This is a genomic window from Janibacter sp. CoH_79_TC_3 (genome assembly GCF_058197955.1).
On the sequence record NZ_JBXWIV010000009.1, the window covers coordinates 44,703 to 65,182 of the forward strand.

Annotated in this window: 16 protein-coding genes; 12 read left to right on the forward strand and 4 right to left on the reverse strand. The window is 42.6% G+C overall.

Going from position 1 to position 20,480, the window contains the following annotated elements; translation table 11 throughout:
* Positions 1-90 precede the first annotated feature (90 nt).
* The 6 genes from rpsA (at position 91) to AC2FA3_RS09150 (ending at position 5,656) form a co-directional block, all read left to right on the forward strand.
* Positions 91-1,782: a 30S ribosomal protein S1 gene (gene rpsA / locus AC2FA3_RS09125; protein ID WP_227679138.1), complete on the forward strand. Its 1,692-nt coding sequence runs from the start codon at positions 91-93 to the stop codon at positions 1,780-1,782.
* A 254-nt stretch (positions 1,783-2,036) separates the two neighbouring features.
* Positions 2,037-2,342, forward strand: coding sequence for an integration host factor subunit beta (locus tag AC2FA3_RS09130; protein WP_201543363.1), 306 nt, complete (start codon positions 2,037-2,039; stop codon positions 2,340-2,342).
* A 230-nt stretch (positions 2,343-2,572) separates the two neighbouring features.
* A complete protein-coding gene (locus AC2FA3_RS09135) occupies positions 2,573-2,983 on the forward strand; it encodes a lipopolysaccharide assembly protein LapA domain-containing protein (protein ID WP_490509301.1) in 411 nt (136 codons plus the stop codon).
* Between the two features lie 87 nt (positions 2,984-3,070).
* Complete coding sequence (gene pyrF / locus AC2FA3_RS09140; protein ID WP_490509302.1) at positions 3,071-3,769, forward strand: orotidine-5'-phosphate decarboxylase; 699 nt, start codon at positions 3,071-3,073, stop codon at positions 3,767-3,769.
* A gap of 147 nt (positions 3,770-3,916) precedes the next feature.
* Complete coding sequence (locus AC2FA3_RS09145) at positions 3,917-4,711, forward strand: metallophosphoesterase (RefSeq protein ID WP_490509303.1); 795 nt, start codon at positions 3,917-3,919, stop codon at positions 4,709-4,711.
* Between the two features lie 108 nt (positions 4,712-4,819).
* The gene (locus tag AC2FA3_RS09150; RefSeq protein WP_490509304.1) at positions 4,820-5,656 is read left to right on the forward strand and encodes a histidine phosphatase family protein; all 837 of its coding nucleotides are present in this window, start codon (positions 4,820-4,822) and stop codon (positions 5,654-5,656) included.
* A 176-nt stretch (positions 5,657-5,832) separates the two neighbouring features.
* On the opposite strand, the gene rpsT is transcribed toward AC2FA3_RS09150, so the two are convergent.
* Positions 5,833-6,099 (reverse strand): 30S ribosomal protein S20, encoded by a 267-nt coding sequence (gene rpsT / locus AC2FA3_RS09155; RefSeq protein ID WP_010200097.1) that lies wholly within the window; start codon positions 6,097-6,099, stop codon positions 5,833-5,835.
* A 566-nt stretch (positions 6,100-6,665) separates the two neighbouring features.
* On the opposite strand from rpsT, the gene AC2FA3_RS09160 reads away from it, so the two are divergent.
* The 6 genes from AC2FA3_RS09160 (at position 6,666) to AC2FA3_RS09185 (ending at position 16,994) form a co-directional block, all read left to right on the forward strand.
* The gene (locus tag AC2FA3_RS09160) at positions 6,666-7,367 is read left to right on the forward strand and encodes an NAD-dependent epimerase/dehydratase family protein (protein WP_490509305.1); all 702 of its coding nucleotides are present in this window, start codon (positions 6,666-6,668) and stop codon (positions 7,365-7,367) included.
* A 77-nt stretch (positions 7,368-7,444) separates the two neighbouring features.
* Positions 7,445-7,975, forward strand: a complete 531-nt coding sequence (rraA, locus tag AC2FA3_RS09165) for a ribonuclease E activity regulator RraA (protein ID WP_201543355.1) — start codon at positions 7,445-7,447, stop codon at positions 7,973-7,975.
* A 238-nt stretch (positions 7,976-8,213) separates the two neighbouring features.
* A complete protein-coding gene (gene mfd, locus AC2FA3_RS09170; protein WP_490509306.1) occupies positions 8,214-11,969 on the forward strand; it encodes a transcription-repair coupling factor in 3,756 nt (1,251 codons plus the stop codon).
* 234 nt (positions 11,970-12,203) lie between these two features.
* Positions 12,204-12,638: an HIT domain-containing protein gene (locus AC2FA3_RS09175; RefSeq protein ID WP_490509307.1), complete on the forward strand. Its 435-nt coding sequence runs from the start codon at positions 12,204-12,206 to the stop codon at positions 12,636-12,638.
* Positions 12,639-12,978: 340 nt separating this feature from the next.
* Positions 12,979-15,228 (forward strand): neutral/alkaline non-lysosomal ceramidase N-terminal domain-containing protein, encoded by a 2,250-nt coding sequence (locus AC2FA3_RS09180; RefSeq protein WP_490509308.1) that lies wholly within the window; start codon positions 12,979-12,981, stop codon positions 15,226-15,228.
* 338 nt (positions 15,229-15,566) lie between these two features.
* Positions 15,567-16,994, forward strand: a complete 1,428-nt coding sequence (locus AC2FA3_RS09185; protein ID WP_490509309.1) for an adenylate/guanylate cyclase domain-containing protein — start codon at positions 15,567-15,569, stop codon at positions 16,992-16,994.
* A gap of 152 nt (positions 16,995-17,146) precedes the next feature.
* On the opposite strand, the gene fdx is transcribed toward AC2FA3_RS09185, so the two are convergent.
* The 3 genes from fdx to hscB form a co-directional block, all read right to left on the reverse strand.
* A complete protein-coding gene (fdx, locus tag AC2FA3_RS09190; protein ID WP_490509310.1) occupies positions 17,147-17,485 on the reverse strand; it encodes an ISC system 2Fe-2S type ferredoxin in 339 nt (112 codons plus the stop codon).
* 118 nt (positions 17,486-17,603) lie between these two features.
* Positions 17,604-19,481, reverse strand: coding sequence for a Fe-S protein assembly chaperone HscA (hscA, locus tag AC2FA3_RS09195; protein ID WP_490509311.1), 1,878 nt, complete (start codon positions 19,479-19,481; stop codon positions 17,604-17,606).
* A gap of 268 nt (positions 19,482-19,749) precedes the next feature.
* Positions 19,750-20,343, reverse strand: coding sequence for a Fe-S protein assembly co-chaperone HscB (gene hscB / locus AC2FA3_RS09200; RefSeq protein ID WP_490509312.1), 594 nt, complete (start codon positions 20,341-20,343; stop codon positions 19,750-19,752).
* Positions 20,344-20,480: the final 137 nt, after the last annotated feature.

Genomic DNA, 20,480 nt, shown 5'->3' on the forward strand with positions numbered 1-20,480 from the left:
AGGATATAAAACCAGTATTCTCGTTTTATGCAATCATACATTTGATCCGTACTGTGCTGGACAGGATACGGCTATACAAAGGTAGACATAATGGAATCATTTGCTGAACTATTTGAAGCGAGCATCGAAGAAACAGGTCTGGATATCGAGCGTGGCTCGGTTATCACCGGTACTGTTGTCGCCATCGATAACGACTGGATCACTGTTGATACGGGTCTAAAATCTGAAGGTATCGTCGCTCGTGAAGAGTTTTTAAGCGAAGAAGGCGAACTTGAAGTTGAAGTTGGCGATACAGTAGACGTAGTGGTTGAAGCAGTTGATAACGGTATGGGTCAAACCTTACTGTCACGTGAAAAAGCCAAACGCGTTGAGACTTGGAATTTCCTTGAAAAAATCTCTGATAACGATGAGATTGTAAAAGGTATTATTTCTAGTAAAGTAAAAGGCGGCTTTACCGTGGATATCGGTTCAGTACGCGCGTTTTTGCCAGGTTCTTTAGTAGATGTACGTCCTATCCGTGATACGACGCATCTTGAAGGTAAAGAGTTAGAATTTAAAGTTATCAAACTTGATCAAAAACGTAACAACGTTGTCGTTAGTCGCCGTGCGGTTATGGAAGCTGAAAACTCAGCTGAGCGCGAAGAGCTATTGAACAAGCTTGAAGAAGGTATCGAGATCGAAGGTATCGTTAAGAACCTTACTGATTACGGTGCATTCGTTGATCTTGGTGGTATTGATGGTCTATTGCACATCACTGATATGGCATGGCGCCGTATCAAGCATCCATCTGAGGTTGTTGAAGTTGGTCAAGATCTTAAAGTTAAAGTACTTAAATTTGACCGTGAGCGCAATCGCGTTAGCCTAGGTCTAAAACAACTAGGTACTGATCCTTGGGATAACGTTGGCGGTACTTATCCAGTAGGTGCAGTTGTGAAAGCACGCGTAACCAACCTAACTGATTACGGTTGTTTCGCTGAAATCTCTGAAGGTATTGAAGGTCTAGTACACGTATCAGAGATGGATCACACCAACAAAAACATCCATCCATCGAAAGTTGTTCAAGTGGGTGATGAAGTTGAAGTGATGATTCTTGATATCGACGAAGAACGTCGTCGTATCAGCTTAGGTATCAAACAAACTCTAGCCAATCCATGGGATGAGTTTGATAAGAAACATGAGCGCGGTGATAAAATCACTGGTACGATCAAATCAATCACTGACTTCGGTATCTTTATCGGTCTAGATGGCGGTATTGATGGTCTAGTTCACTTGTCAGACATTTCTTGGAATGAAACCGGTGAAGATGCTATCCGTAACTACAACAAAGGCGACACCGTTGAAGCAATGGTATTGTCTGTAGATTCAGAAGCTAACCGTATCAGCCTAGGCGTGAAACAGTTAACTTCAGACCCATTTAACGAATACCTAGTCAACAACGACCGCGGTGCTATCGTTAATGGTAAAGTAAAAGAAGTAGACGCTAAAGGTGCTACTATCGAACTTGCTGACGAAGTTGAAGCGTATCTACGTGCCTCTGAGATTCAACGTGACCGCGTTGAAGATGCGACTAAGCACTTGAGCGTTGGTGATGATGTTGAAGCTAAAATCATCAGTGTTGATCGCAAAACTCGCAACATCAGCCTGTCAATCAAAGCAAAAGACGAAGCTGAAGAGCGCCAAGCGATTAAAGAGTTAAGCAGCACTGGTACTACTAGCACTACTGCTAGTACTGATGCACAGCCAAAAACAATTGGTGATTTGATCAAAGAACAAATGCAGTAAGCTGTATATTGTTGATATAATTAGCATATAAAAAGAAAGCGACTCCGGTCGCTTTTTTTTGTGATTAAATTTGGATATGAGTTAGAATGTTTGAGGATTTCCTTTAAAAGGATAAACTCTTATTTCCATTTACGCTAATATCCGCTATCATTTGCAACATTGAGTAACGAGATGTGAAGGTCAGCCTAGATAGTCATAAATGATAGTTTACCTCACAGCCATCTTATCCATTAATCAATAAGGCCCATGTGATAATGCAGCAAGCAATTAACAAGTCCGAATTTATTAGTAATCTGAGTGCGAATTGTGACAACATGACAGATATCGTCGTCGATGATGCAGTACGCGAAATATTAAATTTGATGACCGATACTTTGGCCAATGACGGCCGAGTAGAGGTACGCGGCTTTGGTAGTTTTTGTCTCCATCATCGCCGTGCACGTATGGGACGCAACCCTAAAACAGGGGAAAGCGTGCCAGTACCTGCCAAAGCGATTCCACACTTTAAGCCTGGCAAAGCGCTACGTGAAGCAGTCAATGATAAAGTAGCCCACGGTTAGTAAGGTAAGCATAATATTAAGGCATTTAATCTTTTAATTATGAGAGTTGCTTATTACTAACGCTTCTTACTATTAAAGCTTTTCGTCCTTAAACTAGTACAATAAGCTAAGATATATAAAGTCAGTCTCTTTATATCAGGGATTAAACAACAAGCGTCTTTACTAGCAGTCGGTATGGCTGCGTTATTTGCTAAAATTTTCATACTATTCACCATAAAAGGATACGTCTGATGCGCATATTACTGCTGGTATTACTGTTTTTAAGCTTTGCTTATTCGCTAGGTTTAGTATTAGCCAATAACACTGAAGTTGGCGTGAACTTGTTGTTTTCACAAGCACCGACGATGAACTTGGGCTTATTGTTGATTCTGTGTCTGATATTGGGCATCGTAATTGGCATGATACTAGCGTTGCTCATCTTTCGTGTGCTGCAAAATAAGTGGGAAATCTCACGTCTGCAAAAATTAAATACCAATCTGCAAGAGCAGGTGACGCAAGCCAATATTGTTATTGACCGTCAAGCGAATGCGCCGTCGGTAGAAGAAGCGGTCTATGGTGCGACAGCGACCAATGTGCAAGATAGCAGCGTCAGCGATCTAGACGATGGTGCAACTTTAACCAAGCAAAAGCGCGACTATTAGTCGCTTAAATGATCATTCTATTAAAGACAACAAGCTCATAAATCTATAAATAATCATTTAATAAACCCGATAGAAAGTAGCATAACTATGAATAACGCAAATATTTCTCCCGTCATCGTTGCCTTAGATAATATGACGAGAGATGCCTCGTTAGCACTGGCTGATCAATTAGATCCGGTGTTATGTCGCTTAAAGGTAGGTAAAGAGCTATTTACCCGCTGTGGTCCTAAGATAGTTAAGGCGCTACATCAGCGGAATTTTGAAGTTTTTTTGGACTTGAAATTTCATGATATTCCTAATACAACAGCACAAGCGGTCTTGGCAGCAGCTGAGCTTGGCGTATGGATGGTCAATGTGCATGCAAGTGCGGGTTTCGAGGCAATGTCATTAGCCAAACAGTGCTTGTTAGATGGTAATTTTGAGACATTACTGATTGCCGTCACCGTGCTGACCTCTATGGACAATCAAGCATTGATGCAAACAGGTATCGCCGACGGCTTAGATGTACAAGTAAGCCGCTTAGCACAACTAACCAAGCAAGCAGGCCTTGATGGCGTGGTTTGCTCAGCGCAAGAAGCGAAAACGCTCAAAGCATTATGTGGTCAGGATTTCAAGCTAATTACCCCGGGCATCCGCCTGTTAGACGACAATACCGATGATCAGAAACGCATTTGTACGCCGAAACAAGCGTTAAATGAGGGTTCTGACTATTTGGTAATTGGTCGTTCTATTACTCAAGCAGCAGATCCTGCGGCTAAATTGCAATTGATACTTAATAGTATCTAGCGTTTAATATAAAGGCTCAAATGCAAGATTTAAGTTAAGTACTTAGCTTGAAAACAAAAAGACAGCCTAACACGCTGTCTTTTCGCTTTTTGCGAGCAATTGAAAAGATGCTAAACTCTTTATGTTTATTTGAGAATGTTGAATCCTATGAAATTACAGATTTTGAGTGACTTACATATCGACAGCTATGCTCGTCAATCACACCCGATGGGACATATCCCTAAAACGGACGCAGACATCGTGCTAGTGGCTGGAGATACGGCAAATAGTGATAGTGGTATGCCGTGGCTGCAAGAGCAAGCTGCGCGCTTACAAGTGCCATTAATTACCATCTCGGGTAATCATGAGTATTTCAACGAAGATGTACTGCATTTTGATAAAAAGCTGGCGACTTGGGATAATTATAATCATGAATTAGAGCAAGGCGTGCGCGTTTTACAGTGTCAGTATATTGATATTGGCGAGGTACGCATTTTGGGCTGTACGCTATGGACAGATTATCAATATCAAGCTAACGAAGATACTATGGCAGCGGTTAGGCGTTTTATGCGTGATTATAAGCAAATTTATGCGGGTAGCGAGCTGTTTTCACCTGAAGTATCAATGCAAATTCATGCTGAGCAGCGTCAATGGCTACAACAAGCATTAATAACTGCGAAAGCACTGGGTAAAAAAACTGTGGTCATGAGTCATCATAGTATCAGTCCATTATCCGTCTCTGAGAAATATGCTGAGCTGCCAAGTAATGCCGCTTTCGTCAGTGATTTATCGAGCTGGATGTATGAAGATTGGGCGCCCACGCTGTGGGTACATGGCCATACCCATGAGGCCTTTGATTATCAAATTCATAAGACGCGTGTGATTGTTAATCCACGTGCTTATCCGAATGAGGTGAGCAGTACTGCATTAGCATTTACTTGGGACAAAGTAATCGAGATTTAATAAACCCTCTTAATTACGCGCTTCTACTGATATTTATAAGATAAGCTATATTGCAACTGAACTTATATTTTGTTCATTGATGGCAAAAAATCTGCTACGCTTGCTACCATGAGTAAACTGCCTAATAACACCTTATCGAAACTATCGGCTGCGCAGCGTGCGAGTCACACGCCAAGTGCACCGGCGCCCTCTCACTTACCTGACAGTATGATGTCTTCGGTCGGCTTATTGCCGATGGATAAACGGCTGATTTTGTTTACCAGACACTCTTTACGTGAGCGCTCTGACGGTAACGGTTTTGCCAGTTATCAGTTGCCGCTGACCCAAAAAGGTCGCGTCTTAGCGAAGTCTTGGGGACGCTGGTTGGCAGGACATCTGCCGTATTCGCTCGATGTCGATAGTATCTCAAGCCCAATTGGTCGCTGTATCGATACCGCGCAGCTGATGCAAGCAGGTGCAGGGCTACAACGTGATATCTACCATCAGTCATTATTGGTTGAACCAGGTAGCCTGGTGACTGAACCTGAGATTGCCAATCCGGTATTTAAAGAAATTGGCGTGCTCAACTTTATCAATCGATTTTTGCAAGGTAATCTTGAAGGCACTAAAAATGCCTATCAAGGTGGGCTTGATATTTTATCGCTGTTTTATCAGAATCAGCCTCAGCCTGGGCATTTAATGCTCGCCGTCAGTCATGATACCTTGCTGTCAGCATTTTTAGCGGTTATGTTTGATGTGACTGAGATTGATTGGAATGACTGGCCAAAGATGATGGAAGGGGTGTTTTTGTGGTTTGATGATAAACCCTTCGAGCAAGCTAGCGCTTATTTAGTTTGGCGCGGTGAAATTTATGTGCGTCCGATACATACTTTGTTAGATGGTTACCGTGCTGCGGGCTTTCACTCAAGTAAACTGCTTTTGCCACCAGAAGTAAAATGGACGTAAGCGTTTTTTGCTAAACATTATTTTCTAAAATTGTTAAACACTTTTAAGCAGCTATAAATAGTAAATGAAATGCTAAATAAGCAGGCATAAAAAAACCTTGCCCCAGTATTAGAACTGGTAACAAGGTTTTAGTCATCACGCTATAAAGGCGAGATGCGGTCCAAACGCGACCAATCTTAAGCTTGTAGGCCTTTGATAGTTTTGTTTAGGCGGCTCTTACGACGAGCAGCTTTATTCTTATGAATAATACCTTTGTCAGCCATACGATCAAGAACCGGTACCGCTTTTTTGTAAGCTTCGGTAGCCGCGTCATAATCTTTAGCAGCGATAGCCGCGTCAACACGTTTTAGATAAGTACGAACCATAGAGCGTTGTGACGCAGAGTTCTGACGACGTTTGGTGTTTTGACGGGCGCGTTTACGAGCTTGTGCAGTATTAGCCACGCGTATCTCCTTGATAAAGACAGATAAAAATATGAATGTTGATTGCAATAATAATGGGTTTAACAATCATCGGTGACGAGCAGCCTCTCGCCAAACATGATGTCGATGTCTGATATTAGAGTACCTATCTGTTATTAAAGGCACCTAAATTAGTAATAGATCATCGCAAGCGCCAAAACTGTTTGGAATAATTAAACAGCGTTGACGTGTAAAGCCGGTTATCTTAGCAAATTATTGCGCTTAGAACAATATATTTGATGATTAATGCGTAAAGAAGTTATGCTAACACACGGACAGCTGGTTTTTAGGGTTCTTAATAAGCGTTTTATCAAGCAAGCGAGCAGGATATCGAGCAAAAACGATGGCTCAAAGCAGGTGATTGGCGCAATCAATTTCATGGCTGATAAAATCTCTTACAATAAACTGTGTAGAATAGCGTCAGTTATCTCTGAATTTAGGTATGATACAAAGTGCAAAGACATTGATGAATAGCGTTGACGATAGGCTCTTAAAGCTCATCTTTATCATCATTATACATATTCCAACATTATATAAATGGATAGGCTATGCAGCGAAAAGCGATTTTGATTGGCGCCACAGGATTGGTAGGACAGCATCTTGTGAAGCAGCTCAGTGAGCTTTATGACACGTTAATTGTGCTTGCACGGCGACCGCCACGCTATATTAATGCCAGCATGCGCTTCTATCAGGTGAATGATTTTGACAATTTGGCTGAAATATTTGCCAGCGTTGGCGCTGATAATAAGACAGATGCTTTTAGCTGTCTTGGTACCACTAAAAAGCAGGCGGGTAGTGACGAAGCTTTTCGAAAGATTGACCATGATTATAATGTCAATTTTGCCAAACTCTGCCAAGATAAAGGCGTTGAGAACTTCTTCTTATTGTCTTCAATGAATGCGGATATCGACAGTCGCTTTTTATACAATCGGGTCAAGGCGGAAACTGAGCAGTCTATTATGGCGCTAGGTTTTAAGCAGCTGGTTATTCTCCGTCCTTCATTGTTGCTAGGCAAACATAAAGGTCGTCCGCTCGAAAGCATTGGTCAAAAAGCCTTTCAGCTTATCTCGCCTTTGGTCTCAGAGTCACTATCCTTGCATCCTATTTCTGCAAAGCGTGTTGCCAGTGCCATGGCGATGAGCGCGCATGATGTTTATCAGCGTAATAAATACCGTAATGAGCCTGCGATTCAAACCATAGATATTATCGAAAATAAACAAATGCTAGCGATGACTAAAGTCAAAAAATAGCCTAAGTATCAAATTAGAAAACTAAACTCAAAACCTATCTATCAATAGCCTAAACATAAATAACAAGGAGCGCCGCCATGCCAGAATCAACCATGAATAAAGAGAACTTTGTGACTTGTGATTTATTGGATGCCAACCCTGAGTCACAGGTGTGTTTACCCAATATCGAAGGCAAGTCTTTCTATAGCTTTGGTGGTAAAGACAGATTTTGCGGTGAAATCGTGACGGTGAAATGCTTTGAGGATAACAGCCGCGTGAAATCGTTATTAAATAGCGATGGTAAAGACAAAGACGGTAATGGCAAAGTATTGGTCGTTGACGGTGGCGGTTCGATGCGTTGTGCGCTGTTAGGCGATATGATTGCACAGTCGGCGATTGATAATGGCTGGGCAGGGGTGTTGGTATATGGCTGTGTCCGTGATGTTGATGATATGGCAGCAATGGATATCGGTGTCATGGCACTTGGCTGTATCCCGCGTAAATCGAATCGCCGCGATGAAGGTCAAACCGATCTTGAAATCAGCTTTGGTGATTTAACCTTAAATTCAGGTATGTTTGTTTATGCAGATAACAACGGTATTATCGCTAGTGACAAGCCATTAATTTAAAAACAGCTTTTATTTTAAAAACAGTTTAACAATTAAAACTCAAAAACCTCAGCTTAACCGTTGAGGTTTTGACATTTACTCATTCTGTCTTTGTATCCGAGTATAAGTTTTATCAGCTATTTAGCTATTGGATTTTTAATAAAAATGCTAAGTGACAAACCGTTACGGCATAAATTTTGGTAATTGCCAAAATATTCGTATAATAGCTTTCTGACTCTTAACCTTGATCCTATCCTTTATGCCTATCACTGCTTTGACTGACGCCTTTGAACCGATTAACCAGCAGTTATTCCCTATCCAGAATGCCCAACGGCGTTGGCTGGCGCCTGTGCATGGCGCAGTCAGTAGTTTATGGCTAGCAAGCTTGGTGCAAGCACCAATATGGGATGTTACCAATCGTCTAAAAGTCGTGGTAACCCGCGATCAAAACCAGCTCAATCAGATAGAAACAGAGTTGGCGTTTTGTGGGGTTGATGCTTATGTGTTTCCTGATTGGGAGACGCTGACCTATGATGAGCTGTCACCGCATCAAGATATCGTCAGTGAGCGTATCAATCTATTAACCGATATGCCAACGTCAGGGGTACTGCTTATCTCGGTTCAGGCGTTGATGCATCGGGTCGCACCGCCAAGCTGGCTGATAGGACAGCATTTTGATTTGAGTGTTGGAGATCGATTTGATATCAATACCCAACGTGGCTTACTGGCAAAGGCAGGTTACCGAGCGGTTGAGAACGTCTTTGAGCCGGGTGAATTTGCCGTACGCGGTAGTATCATTGATATCTTTGCGATGGGTCAGCCATTTCCGCTACGTTTAGATTTATTTGACGATGAAATTGAAACCATTCGCTTTTTTAATCCTCAAACCCAGCGCACACTGACGGTTGATGACCTCAAAACCATGATGAGTGGCAACGATAGCAGTATGGGTAAAGAATCATTGTCGCTATTGCATAAACTGCCAGATATCTCAAAGCCTATCGGACAATTTCAAATCTTACCGGCAAAAGAGTTTCCGCTTGATGAAGGGCGCGAGACGTTTCGCACCAACTTTGCCGCGATGTTTCCTAATACTAGCAGCCGTAAATTTGAGCTACATAAAGATGTCATGGCAGGTATCGCCAGTAGCGGACTTGAATATTATCAGCCACTATTTTTTGACTTAAAGGATTGGGAAGCTGAGAGTAGCTTATTTGCTTACTTACCAAGTGATGCCTTATTTATAACAGATGAGCTGATTAACGAAAAACAGGCAGATTATTGGTCGCAAATTCAACGCCGTTATGAAGAACGTCGTCATGATATTGATAAGCCCATCGTCGCCCCTGAGCTATTGTATTTATTATCAAATACTCTAAACGAGCATCTTAATCATTATCCACGCGTGATTTTAAGTGCTCGTAATGAATTGGTTACCATGACTGATGTCGCTGCGATTGATAGCAGTGCTTCATTACTAGAAGATGCTTCATTGCTAGAAGTTGAAGAGCAGTCAAATTCACAGCCACAATTGTCGCTTATGCCGAGTAAACAGCAAGGCTTGGTGACGTTAAGTGCGCTAGAGCCGCCTCAATTATCAGTCAATCATCAAAAAGCTGAGCCTCTCACAGAGTTATTAGAATTTTTAGCGCTACAAGCGCAAACGGCGACACCAGTATTAATCGTTGCCGAAACAGCGGGTCGCCGTGAGATTCTCATTGAGCTGTTTAAAGGTAAAATTGATATAAAGGCTTACGATAGCTTTGAGGCGTTTTTAGCCGCCGATAAAACTACTGGGCTTAATGCCAAAAAGCTGCCAGAAGTTGGTCTTACGGTTGCGCCCATTGAGCGCGGGGTTTATGTTCCTGAACGTTTGGTGCTGATTAGTGAGACACAGTTATTTGGTCGCCAAGTATTGCAAACGCGCCGTCGCCGCCAAAGCGGTGTGTCGGAAGAGTTCTTGGTTAAAAGTGTTACTGAAATAACCGAAGGTAGTCCTGTTGTTCATATCGAGCATGGTATTGGACGTTATCACGGACTGATTACGCTAGATGTGGGTGACGGTGAGCAAGAGTTTATTCACTTAAAATATGCCGATGATGCCAGTGTTTATGTGCCAGTCGCCAATTTACAAATGATCAATCGCTATAGCGGTGGTGACCCAGCGCTTGCACCATTGCATAAGATTGGTAGCGGAAAATGGGATAAGGCCAAGCAAAAAGCGCTTGAGCAAATCCATGACGTGGCGGCTGAGCTCCTCAATATGCAAGCACGTCGCGAAGCCAAAGTCGGCATTCATTTTAAAATAGACCCATCGCAGTATGAGCTCTTTGCTAGCCAATTTGCCTTTGAAGAAACGCCCGATCAAGCCAATGCTATCCATGCGGTAATGGAAGACATGAAGCAAAATCAGCCAATGGATCGACTTATCTGTGGTGATGTGGGTTTCGGTAAAACGGAAGTTGCTATGCGCGCCGCCTTTATTGCGGTCAGCGCCGGTTATCAAGTGGCAGTATTGGTGCCGACAACCTTGCTAGCCGGTCAGCATGAAGACAATTTCCGCGATCGTTTTGCTGATTGGCCAGTACGTATCGAGACGCTATCGCGCTTTGGTGGTAAAAAGCATCAAGAAACGGTGCTAACAGACCTCGCAGCAGGCAAGGTTGATATCGTTATCGGTACACATAAACTATTACAACCCGATGTGAAGTTCTCTAATCTAGGCTTAATGATTGTTGATGAAGAGCATCGCTTCGGCGTGCGTCATAAAGAGCGTATCAAGGCGATTCAGACCGATGTGGATAGTATGTCGATGACCGCGACGCCAATCCCTAGAACGCTAAATATGGCACTGTCAGGTATGCGTGACATGTCGATTATTGCCACGCCACCAGCGCGTCGTCTAGCGATTAAAACCTTTGTCATGCAGAAGACCGACGCCTTGATGAAAGAGGCTATATTGCGTGAGCTGCTACGTGGCGGTCAGGTTTATCTATTGCATAATGATGTGGCGAGCATTGAGCGTATGGCAGAAACCATACGTGAATTGGTTCCTGAAGCGCGAGTAGGGGTCGCTCATGGACAAATGCAAGAGCGCCAACTTGAACAAGTCATGCAGCAGTTTTATCATAAAAAGTTCAACGTGCTGATATGCTCGACTATTATCGAAACCGGTATTGATGTACCCAATGCTAATACTATTATCATTGAGCGTGCCGATAAGTTTGGCTTGGCTCAATTGCACCAACTTCGTGGTCGCGTCGGTCGTAGCCATCATCAGGCTTATTGTTATCTACTGGTGCCGTCTATTAAAGGTCTTAAAGGCGATGCTAAGCGCCGATTGCATGCGATTGAACGCGCCAATACCCTAGGCGCAGGCTTTATGCTGGCAAGTGAAGATTTAGAGATTCGCGGTGCTGGTGAGATACTTGGTAAGCAGCAAAGCGGTAATATGCAAGCCATTGGTTTTAGTCTGTATATGGATATGTTGGAACGTGCGACAAAGGCGATTAAAGCGGGTAAGGAACCTGATTTGAGTACGCCATTGTCACTGACTAGCGAGATTAATCTGCATAGCTCCGCATTGATTCCTGAAGAATATTTGCACGATGTCCATCAGCGTTTATTGTTCTATAAACGCATCAGTAATGCCGATGATAAAGAGGCATTAACCGATATCCGTACCGAAATGATTGATCGTTTTGGCGTTTTGCCAGACCAGACCAAGCAGTTATTTGCTATTCATGGACTGCGCATACAAGCCGAGCCGCTAAAAATTAATAAGATTGATGCCAATAGCAACAGCATGACGTTAGAGTTTGCCCCTGATACGCCGGTCGATGCGTTAGCAATTATTAAGTTGATTCAATCAAATGGGCAACGCTATCGTATGAATGGTGCATCTGGTATTCGTTATCAGGATGCCGATAAACTGGCAACGCCGCAACAACGCGTCACTGCCATTCAAGAGCTATTACGCTATTTTAGTGAGCATATGGTGGCAGAGTCAGCGTAGCGCTTCTTGATATTTTGACAGTCATTTTCTGCGAATTAGATTGCTAAATAGGTAGACTGGCTAGCCAGTGCTTAAGTAGAACGCCAAGGCAATCAGTCATGGTGCTATTTTATCGGTTGGATAACTGATAAAATAGCGACACCCTATATTTAGCTTATTATCCTTATAGCTTATTAATTTTTGAATTAATTCTAATTCCTTTTATTCAAGCGTCATAACAAGAGAACCGTCATTATGTTCCAACTTCATCATAAACTTGCGGCTGATAGTTTTTTAGTGGGTGATTTCCCATTATCGACCTGTCGTTTAATCAATGATTGTCAGTTTCCTTGGTTGATATTGGTGCCGCGGGTATCAGGTATCAAAGAATTATATGAGCTGTCTGAGGCAGACCAAACGCAGTTTTTGCGCGAATCAAGCTGGTTATCAAGTCAACTTGCTAAGACTTTTCAAGCTGATAAAATGAACGTGGCAGCACTGGGCAATCAAGTGCCGCAGCTACATTTCCATCATATCGTTCGCTATCAAAACGACATGCAGTGGCCAAATCCAGTATGGGGCGTTCCTGCTATACCTTACACCAAAGAAGTATTGGCGCAGATGCAGCAGACATTAATGATGGCACTACGTGGTCATCATAAAATGCCGTTTGATTGGCAAATGCAGTAAAATCTGAGCATTAAAATTTAAAATGAACTATTTATAATTTTTTATTTAAACTTTCTGTTCTAAACGATTTTTATCTAAATACATTTATTTAAACAAACTGTAAAGCCAGCTTTAATGATGGTTTAAGTCGTTTTAACCATAAAGTGTTTTACATTTGTCTGTTATTCATTATATTAGAGAGTGGGTTGGTTAAATGGATATAGCCAACTTATCTGCTCGCAGCCGTTTTTTTGCGTATTAGTCAGTATGCTTGATTTAATGCATTGGAACCGCTTTGAGGTATTTGATCTTAGATCGAAAGTTTTCAGTCTGAGATTTCACTCTATGTTAAGGATAACAGATGGCTACTTCCTCTATTGCATCCCCATTACTACGACCTTCTATGTTACTCATCTCTATTTGTACCGCCGCTCTCGGTTTAACGGCCTGTGATACGGATTCCACTGAAGCTGCTTCATTACAGGCTGACTCAATACAGTCAGCATCCGTGCAATCCGATTCAGCGAAAACCATTACCGAAAATACAACCTCCTCATCGGACAGCTCTGTTACGTTAAATCATAGTGCCTCTGCCATGTCTATGAGAGTAACGCCGACAAGTCAGTATCTTGTGGGTAGCGGTAAGGCAGACATCACTGGTGCGGCTGCCGAAACTGGCATGTTTGGTTATGCTTCTGGTCAAGTGGTGCAAGGTATTAACGACCGCTTATACTCTCATGCTTTTATTATCGGCGAAGATGCGAATAGTCAAAATCAGGGCAAACGCGTCGTATATGTATCAGCGGATATGGGCGCGATGTTTACCGCGGTAAAGCTTGAGGTCATCAAACGCCTGCAAAAGAACTATGGCGAGCTATATAACGATGATAACATCATGCTTACCGCCACTCATACTCATGTGGGCAATGCCGGTTACTCGCATCAACAGCTTTATCAAATTGCCAGTACTGATGATACGCTATCAGGCTATAGCAGCCAAAACTTCAATGCTATTGTCAATGGCATTGTCACCTCGATTAAGCGTGCTCACGATACTCTAACGCTAGGAACGCTATCTTTGGCACAAGGCGAGCTAAAGGGTGCAACGCTCAATCGCTCAGAATTTGCCTATAACAACAATGTTGATGCAAAAGACTTTGATAGTAATGTCAATGAAACCATGACTCAGTTGCGTCTAAATGCTGCTGATGGCACGCCAGTGGGCTTGATTAATTGGTTTGCACTGCATCCAACCAGCTTTAGTAATCAATTTATGCATCTAAGCGCTGACAATAAAGGCTTTGCCCAGCGCGGCGCAGAAAAGATCTTTACTGGAAAATCAGACAAGCCGTTTGTCGCAGCTTTTGCCAATGCGGATGAGGGTGATGTACTGGCCGCAGGTGGCAATGCCAACTCAAAACCCGGCTATCAAGGTAGTGACAATGAGTGGGAAAATGTCAGGCGTGATGGGCAACTGCAGCTTGATAAGGCGGTCGAGCTTTGGAATCAAGGTGCGCCCGTTGCTGGTCCAGTAGACGTACGCGCGCGCTGGGTTGATTTAAAGGGCTACCAAGTCGATGGTAAATTCACCAATGGCGTGGGCAATAAAGTTCTATGTATGCCAGCTCGTGGTTATTCCTTTGCTGCTGGCGGCGAGAATGGCCCATCGAACATACCCGGTATGTATGAGGGCATGACACGAGAAAACTTCCGCATTAATGATGATATTAATAAAGTGGACCAATCCTTTTTAGGAAGCTTAACACGCGGCGCGTTCGGCATTGTTTCAACTGTCAGCCAAGATGACTGTCAGGCTGAAAAACAAGTATTATTGCCAACGGGTAGTTGGGGCTGGATTAATACTCAGCAACCTGTTCAGCTGATGCGTATCGGTAATATCGCCCTCGTTGCTATTCCTGGCGAGCCAACGACCATGGTAGGACGACGGATGCGCGCCGCGGTGTTAGCACAGCTAAAAGACTCAGGGGTCGATACCGTTATTATTAATGGTTTGGCGAATAATTATAGCGGCTATTTAAGTACGCGCGAAGAATTTGCCACCCAGCATTATGAAGGGGCGTCTACTGAGTATGGTCCTTATCAAGCCGCTGCTTATATACAAGAATATACGCAACTGGCCGAAGCGCTGCGTGATGGTATCGAGGTTTATGACGATGCCACACCGCCTGATCGCTCAGGTAAATCGTTTAATGAGCGCCCAGGCGTGGTATTTGACGATAAGCCTTTAAAACAAAGTTGGGGGCAAACCCTTACTCAGCCCAAAGTCAGTTATCAAAAAGGTCAGGTTGCCACAGCCGTATTCCGCGGCGCTCACCCTAAAAACAATCTACGCACCGAAGATAGTTTTTTAAAGGTGCAGCGTTTTGAGAATGGTCAGTGGGTCGATTATTTAAGTGATAGTGATTTTGATACCACCTATACTTGGAAGCGTGAAGGGGCGGCTTATAGTAAAGCCATTATTGATTGGCGAATCAGTAACGATACCCCAGCGGGTACTTATCGATTGATCCATCAAGGCGACTGGAAAAATGGTTGGACGCATAAAATCAAGCCGTATTCAGGCGTTTCTAATAGCTTTATCGTTCAGTAACCAATTTTTATAGCTTCATTTTCCATTTAATCTTTACATATAAAAAAGCCAGATAGCAATTATCTGGCTTTTTCATTTTTGTCACTGTTATTCGCTTAAATCATCTCTATTAACCGTTAACTTTAAACCGCTCTTCAAACCAATAAGCGACCAGTGGTATGCTTTTTCTTATCAGTAACCTAGGTTCGATGGGAATAAGGCAGTATAATGTATAGATTTACTATTTACTTATATTATCAATGGTTTATAAAGACAAGTATTGTCTAAAGCACGAATGATGATATAAACCTTATTTTTATTTAAATTCCTGACGGTTTTTCTTTAGGCGAATATCGACCATGGCACTTGTAGAAGCATCACGCCCAAAGACTCCTGTAAAGGATAGCGATAGTAATACCTATCAGTTCGATTATCCAGAAATCTTCGTTTTAATACTGACAGTCATCTTGCTCGCTGTGCATTTTAATTTTAGTGCAACTTCAATGGCGCTGGCTGTCATTGTCTGTCTGCCTAGTTTGATGATTTTAATTTATAACTATCGTCGCCAAAGCAGTTTTTGGACGTCTAATATTGTCATCATTTTATTGTCAGCGGTCATTGGTTCGATACAGTTCTGTGCTGTGATTGCACTCAGTCTAGCAGCACTCATTGGTCTGCGTGTTATTCTCAGTCGTCCTGAAAATCATCTAAAGCTTATTGCTGTCTCAGTAGTGACGATGATTGTTTTTTATTATGTCAGCGTCACGTTAAGTAGCGCGGAGATCGATTGTCACGACAGCTTAATCACGCCTGTCGTCTTATTGGCCAGCATGATTGTGATATTGTGTCATTTTCGCCACGTTTATCATGATTATATAAACTATGAAGCTCGAGCGCAGCAAGCGGTTGGGCGTCTAAACACTATGGTTTCTGTGATTAATAAATTGACGCGTTTTGTCCCGCCGCAAGTTTGGGAGCCAATCGTCAAATCTGATAGTCCCGTTAGCGTCGAAAATAAACGTGCCAAGCTGACGATTATGTTTTCAGATATTGTTGGCTTTACTGAATTGTCTGATAGTTTAAGCGCAGATAATTTGGCGGATATTTTAAATACTTATATGCACTGTATGACGTTAATTGCCAATAAACATGGAGCGGTACTGGATAAGTTTATTGGCGATGGTATGGTATGTTTTTTCGGTGAACCAAATAGCCGTGGACCGCGTCAAGATGCGCTGGACTGCGTAGCAATGGCGATAGATATGCGCCGTGAGATGCGTACCTTACGGCAAAAATGGCGTCTATTGGGCTTTGAGGGTTTGTATATCCGTATTGGTATTACCACTGGCTACTGTCATGTCGGTAACTTTGGTAGTAATAATCGTCTAAGCTATACGCTGATTGGTAAAGAGGCCAACCTTGCATCGAGGCTTGAGGCCGTTGCTGCTAAAGGGCAGATATTCATTAGCGAAAGCACCCATGACTATATATCGCACGATTATGACTGTGAATATGCGGGTGCTTTCCAGCTCAAGGGTTTCGATAATAAAGTAAGCGCATGGCAAGTACTTGACCCTGATGAAAACAAAGGTCATTTATCAAAGTGGGTTGACCATACGCTACCAGGTTTTAATTTGCACCTAAACTTTCGAGACATGCAAGATAACGATTATCAAGACATTCGAGATCGTCTAAATCTTGCGCTCGAACGTATCGAACAACAAGAGAAAGCAGTCGCGCTTGAGATAATAGCAGCAAGTAAGCAAGAAAATTCTAGTCATAATTAAGCAAAGATTGATTTCGACTTGGATGCATTTATAGAAAATGAACATTTAAAAAAGGCGAGTTAAAATTGCGCGCAGAATGTCACACTTGTAAAAAGAAAAATCCAGTTATGATGAATAACTGGATTTTTTAGTTTAGATTTATACGTTATTATTTAGTGATTTTCTTTAGCATGGTTTAATGTGTATTTAGGAATTTCGATAGTTAGGTCGTCATCCTCAAGTATCACTTGGCATGATAAGCGTGAATCAGGCTCTAAGCCCCAAGCACGATCTAGCAAATCGGCTTCGACATCGTCCATCTCATCTAAGGTGTTAAAGCCTTTACGGACCACGACATGACAGGTGGTACACGCTTTTGACATCTCGCAAGCGTGTTCAATTTTAATGCCTTTTTCTAGCAAAGCTTTACATAAGTTGCTGCCTGCTTCTAGCTCGACTTCGGTGCCTTCAGGGCAAATTTCATGATGGGGTAATATCGTAATTTTTGGCATAAGTTATCTGTCCGCTGCTAATCAATTAAAAAATAAAAAGGATAAAATTAGTACAGTTACTAAATAAGTTTCTTAAGCGTCCATGTTGCTTGAACGCACATAGTATCAACGCTATCTACTACCAATCTTGCGCACTGGTGCCTGCCATGCTGGCTTTGACACTTTGATTCATAATGCGGGCAGCAAAGGCATCACTATGTGGTTTCAATTTGGCTTGTTTGGCTTCTATTATGGCTAAATCGTCAGTGCTGAGCGCAGCTTGCAGCCCTTGCATAGTTTGCGCTAATGACTGCTGCTCTTCAGGTGAGATTAGCGCTGCAAACTCATTAAGCGCCGATTGTAGTGCCAATAATTCACGTTCTGCTTCTACCTTGGTCTCAATTAAAGAGCGCGCATTTTTATCTTCTTCAGCGTATTTAAAGCCAGCTATCAATAGCTGCTCTTTTTGTTCATCAGATAACCCATAAGACGGCACAATCTCGATTTTACTTTCAGTCTTAGTAGTGGTTTCTTGCGCACTGACGGTTAGCTGTCCATTAGCATCAATACTAAAGGTCACTTCGATACGTGCAAAGCCGGCTTTCATTGGTGGGATACCATAAAGCTCAAAGCGTCCAAGTGAGCGGCAGTTATCGACTGTTTCGCGCTCGCCTTGTACCACATGAATGACCATACCGGTTTGACCGTCTTGATAGGTGGTAAATACTTGGCGTTTTTTGACTGGAATAGGGGTATTGCGTGGAATAAGGACTTCAACCAACCCGCCCATGGTTTCTAGGCCGAGGGATAGCGGCGTGACGTCAAGCAATAATAAGCCATTGTCACTATCGCCATTGACCAATTGATGCGCAGTTTGTGCTGCCCCTAAAGCGACTACTTCATCTGGATTTAAACGGCAAAGCGGCTCTTTAGCAAAAAATTCTGTAACCACTTGCTGCACCGCAGGCATACGCGTAGAGCCACCGACCAAAATTACTTCATCTAAATCAGCGGCAGATAACTTGGCATCGCGCAGGACTTGCTCACAGACGCTCAATGTGCGACGACTGACAGGCTCTGCAATAGTCATCAAATCTTTAAGGTTTAAAACACCTTGATAAGATTGCCCATTGACGACAATATCGATATCAACTTGCTCAGCATCGGTCAATGCTTGCTTATAAGCTTTGGCTTGTTGGGCAAGTATTGATTTGTCATGCAGGCTTACGTCTTTAGGGTCGATGTTTAATTGCTTAATCAGCCAATTGGTTAATAAGCGATCAATATCATCACCGCCAAGCGCGCTATTGCCGCCCGTAGCCAATACTTCAAATACGCCATCGCTGAGTTTTAAAATAGACACATCAAAAGTACCACCACCTAAATCGTAGATTAAGTAGTAGTTTTCAGTATTGTCACCGGTAGGTTGGTCGAGACCGTAGGCGACGGCCGCAGCGGTAGGTTCATTTAATAGGCGCAATACATTGATACCGGCTGCCTGTGCCGCATCTTTAGTGGCTTGGCGCTGCGCTTCATCAAAGTACGCTGGCACAGTAATCACCGCGCCTTGTATGCTATCATCGGGCAAAGCACTTGCGGCACGTTGTTCTAACGCCGCTAAAATACGCGCTGAAACCTCAACAGGAGATACTTCCCCTTGCGCCGTCACAAACGCTGGCATCGCATCTTTGCTGCCACTTAATTCATAAGGATGGGAGAATTTAATATCTGCTTGGCTACGACCCATAAAGCGCTTAGCCGAGATAATCGTATTTTTTGGATCATCTGCTAAGTGGGCAAGTGCATCATAGCCAACCACTGGCTTGCCAGTGCTTGGATAGTAAACCACAGAAGGCAGTAAAGTATCTGTCTTTGTCGCTGCTTTCAAAACTTGCGCCTTGCCTGAGCGTACCACTGCAACCAGTGAGCGCGTGGTGCCAAGGTCAATTCCTAGACCAAAACGATGCTGGTGAGGTTGGGTACTTTGATTGGGTTCGGCAATTTGCAATAAAGACATAAGAAAACTCAAAGATAAAATGAATAAGTGAAATGGAACAAATACAATATAAAGATGACTATCATTTAACCGCTGTATTATTAATTGCTACTAATAATTAGAAATAATTGAACATCGGCGTTTGAAAATATATGGATTTAGCAAGCAAGAGTAAAAATGGTAAAAGCATTTAATATTCGCAATTATACGGGATAATAGCTGTTATTTTAACCATATCCTCATATAAACTCTTCAGTCTTAAAGTTAAACCGTTTTAATTAGCATGACGTTAAACATATAAATCATCGTCATCTGAATGTTCAGTAGAGGCCACTGTATCAAGCCCTGTGGTCACATCGGCATCTAACTTTACTAAGAATTTTAACTTTTGCGTGGCATCAATCGCGGTTTGCCAGTCTTGGCTTTGATAAGCGGTGTTAAAGCGCTCAGATTGTTTGGCTAAACGCTCAGTAATCTGCGGATGTAATTGCTTTAGCGTTGCTATGTCTTTACCACCAATAGCGTCGTCCAAATCTATACGCATTTCCATCGCATCTTCTAAAAAGTCTAAATCGGCAATAGAATGTTCTAAATTTTGGGCTTGACCTGCGATATCTAATAAGTAGCTGGCACGACTATCGGGCACACTTAGCGTTTGATAAGCTTGGTTAATAAGTGCTGATGCTTGTTCTGATTGCTGTTTAGCTTGCGCACTATCTGCCGCATTTTTAGGATTTGCTACCGATAGATTATCCGGATGATAGCGTTTTTGTAGCAGACGCAGCTGCTGATCAAGATGCTGTTGATTGACCGCAAATTGTACAGGCTGTTCAAATAGGGCAAAGAAGTTATCAAACTGTGCTTCTGAAGTGAGGTCTATCATATCGTCTGCCTTCATTTTTATTTATTATTGTCAGGACTTTACTGTTTTGATGGTTGCGTTAAATAGCGATTTTTAAAAAATCAGTACTTAAGCGCTAAGCGTTTGTATGTTAATCGTTTAGCGCACTCTCGTTTAAA

Excerpts from the sequence above, each read along its gene's own strand:
- AC2FA3_RS09185 (WP_490509309.1), top strand. The coding sequence starts at position 15,567 with ATGGCACTTGTAGAAGCATCACGCCCAAAGACTCCTGTAAAGGATAGC.
- hscB (WP_490509312.1), bottom strand. The coding sequence starts at position 20,343 with ATGATAGACCTCACTTCAGAAGCACAGTTTGATAACTTCTTTGCCCTA.
- rraA (WP_201543355.1), top strand. The coding sequence starts at position 7,445 with ATGCCAGAATCAACCATGAATAAAGAGAACTTTGTGACTTGTGATTTA.
- fdx (WP_490509310.1), bottom strand. The coding sequence starts at position 17,485 with ATGCCAAAAATTACGATATTACCCCATCATGAAATTTGCCCTGAAGGC.
- pyrF (WP_490509302.1), top strand. The coding sequence starts at position 3,071 with ATGAATAACGCAAATATTTCTCCCGTCATCGTTGCCTTAGATAATATG.
- hscA (WP_490509311.1), bottom strand. The coding sequence starts at position 19,481 with ATGTCTTTATTGCAAATTGCCGAACCCAATCAAAGTACCCAACCTCAC.
- mfd (WP_490509306.1), top strand. The coding sequence starts at position 8,214 with ATGCCTATCACTGCTTTGACTGACGCCTTTGAACCGATTAACCAGCAG.
- AC2FA3_RS09180 (WP_490509308.1), top strand. The coding sequence starts at position 12,979 with ATGGCTACTTCCTCTATTGCATCCCCATTACTACGACCTTCTATGTTA.
- AC2FA3_RS09175 (WP_490509307.1), top strand. The coding sequence starts at position 12,204 with ATGTTCCAACTTCATCATAAACTTGCGGCTGATAGTTTTTTAGTGGGT.
- AC2FA3_RS09160 (WP_490509305.1), top strand. The coding sequence starts at position 6,666 with ATGCAGCGAAAAGCGATTTTGATTGGCGCCACAGGATTGGTAGGACAG.
- rpsA (WP_227679138.1), top strand. The coding sequence starts at position 91 with ATGGAATCATTTGCTGAACTATTTGAAGCGAGCATCGAAGAAACAGGT.
- AC2FA3_RS09150 (WP_490509304.1), top strand. The coding sequence starts at position 4,820 with ATGAGTAAACTGCCTAATAACACCTTATCGAAACTATCGGCTGCGCAG.
- AC2FA3_RS09145 (WP_490509303.1), top strand. The coding sequence starts at position 3,917 with ATGAAATTACAGATTTTGAGTGACTTACATATCGACAGCTATGCTCGT.
- AC2FA3_RS09130 (WP_201543363.1), top strand. The coding sequence starts at position 2,037 with ATGCAGCAAGCAATTAACAAGTCCGAATTTATTAGTAATCTGAGTGCG.
- AC2FA3_RS09135 (WP_490509301.1), top strand. The coding sequence starts at position 2,573 with ATGCGCATATTACTGCTGGTATTACTGTTTTTAAGCTTTGCTTATTCG.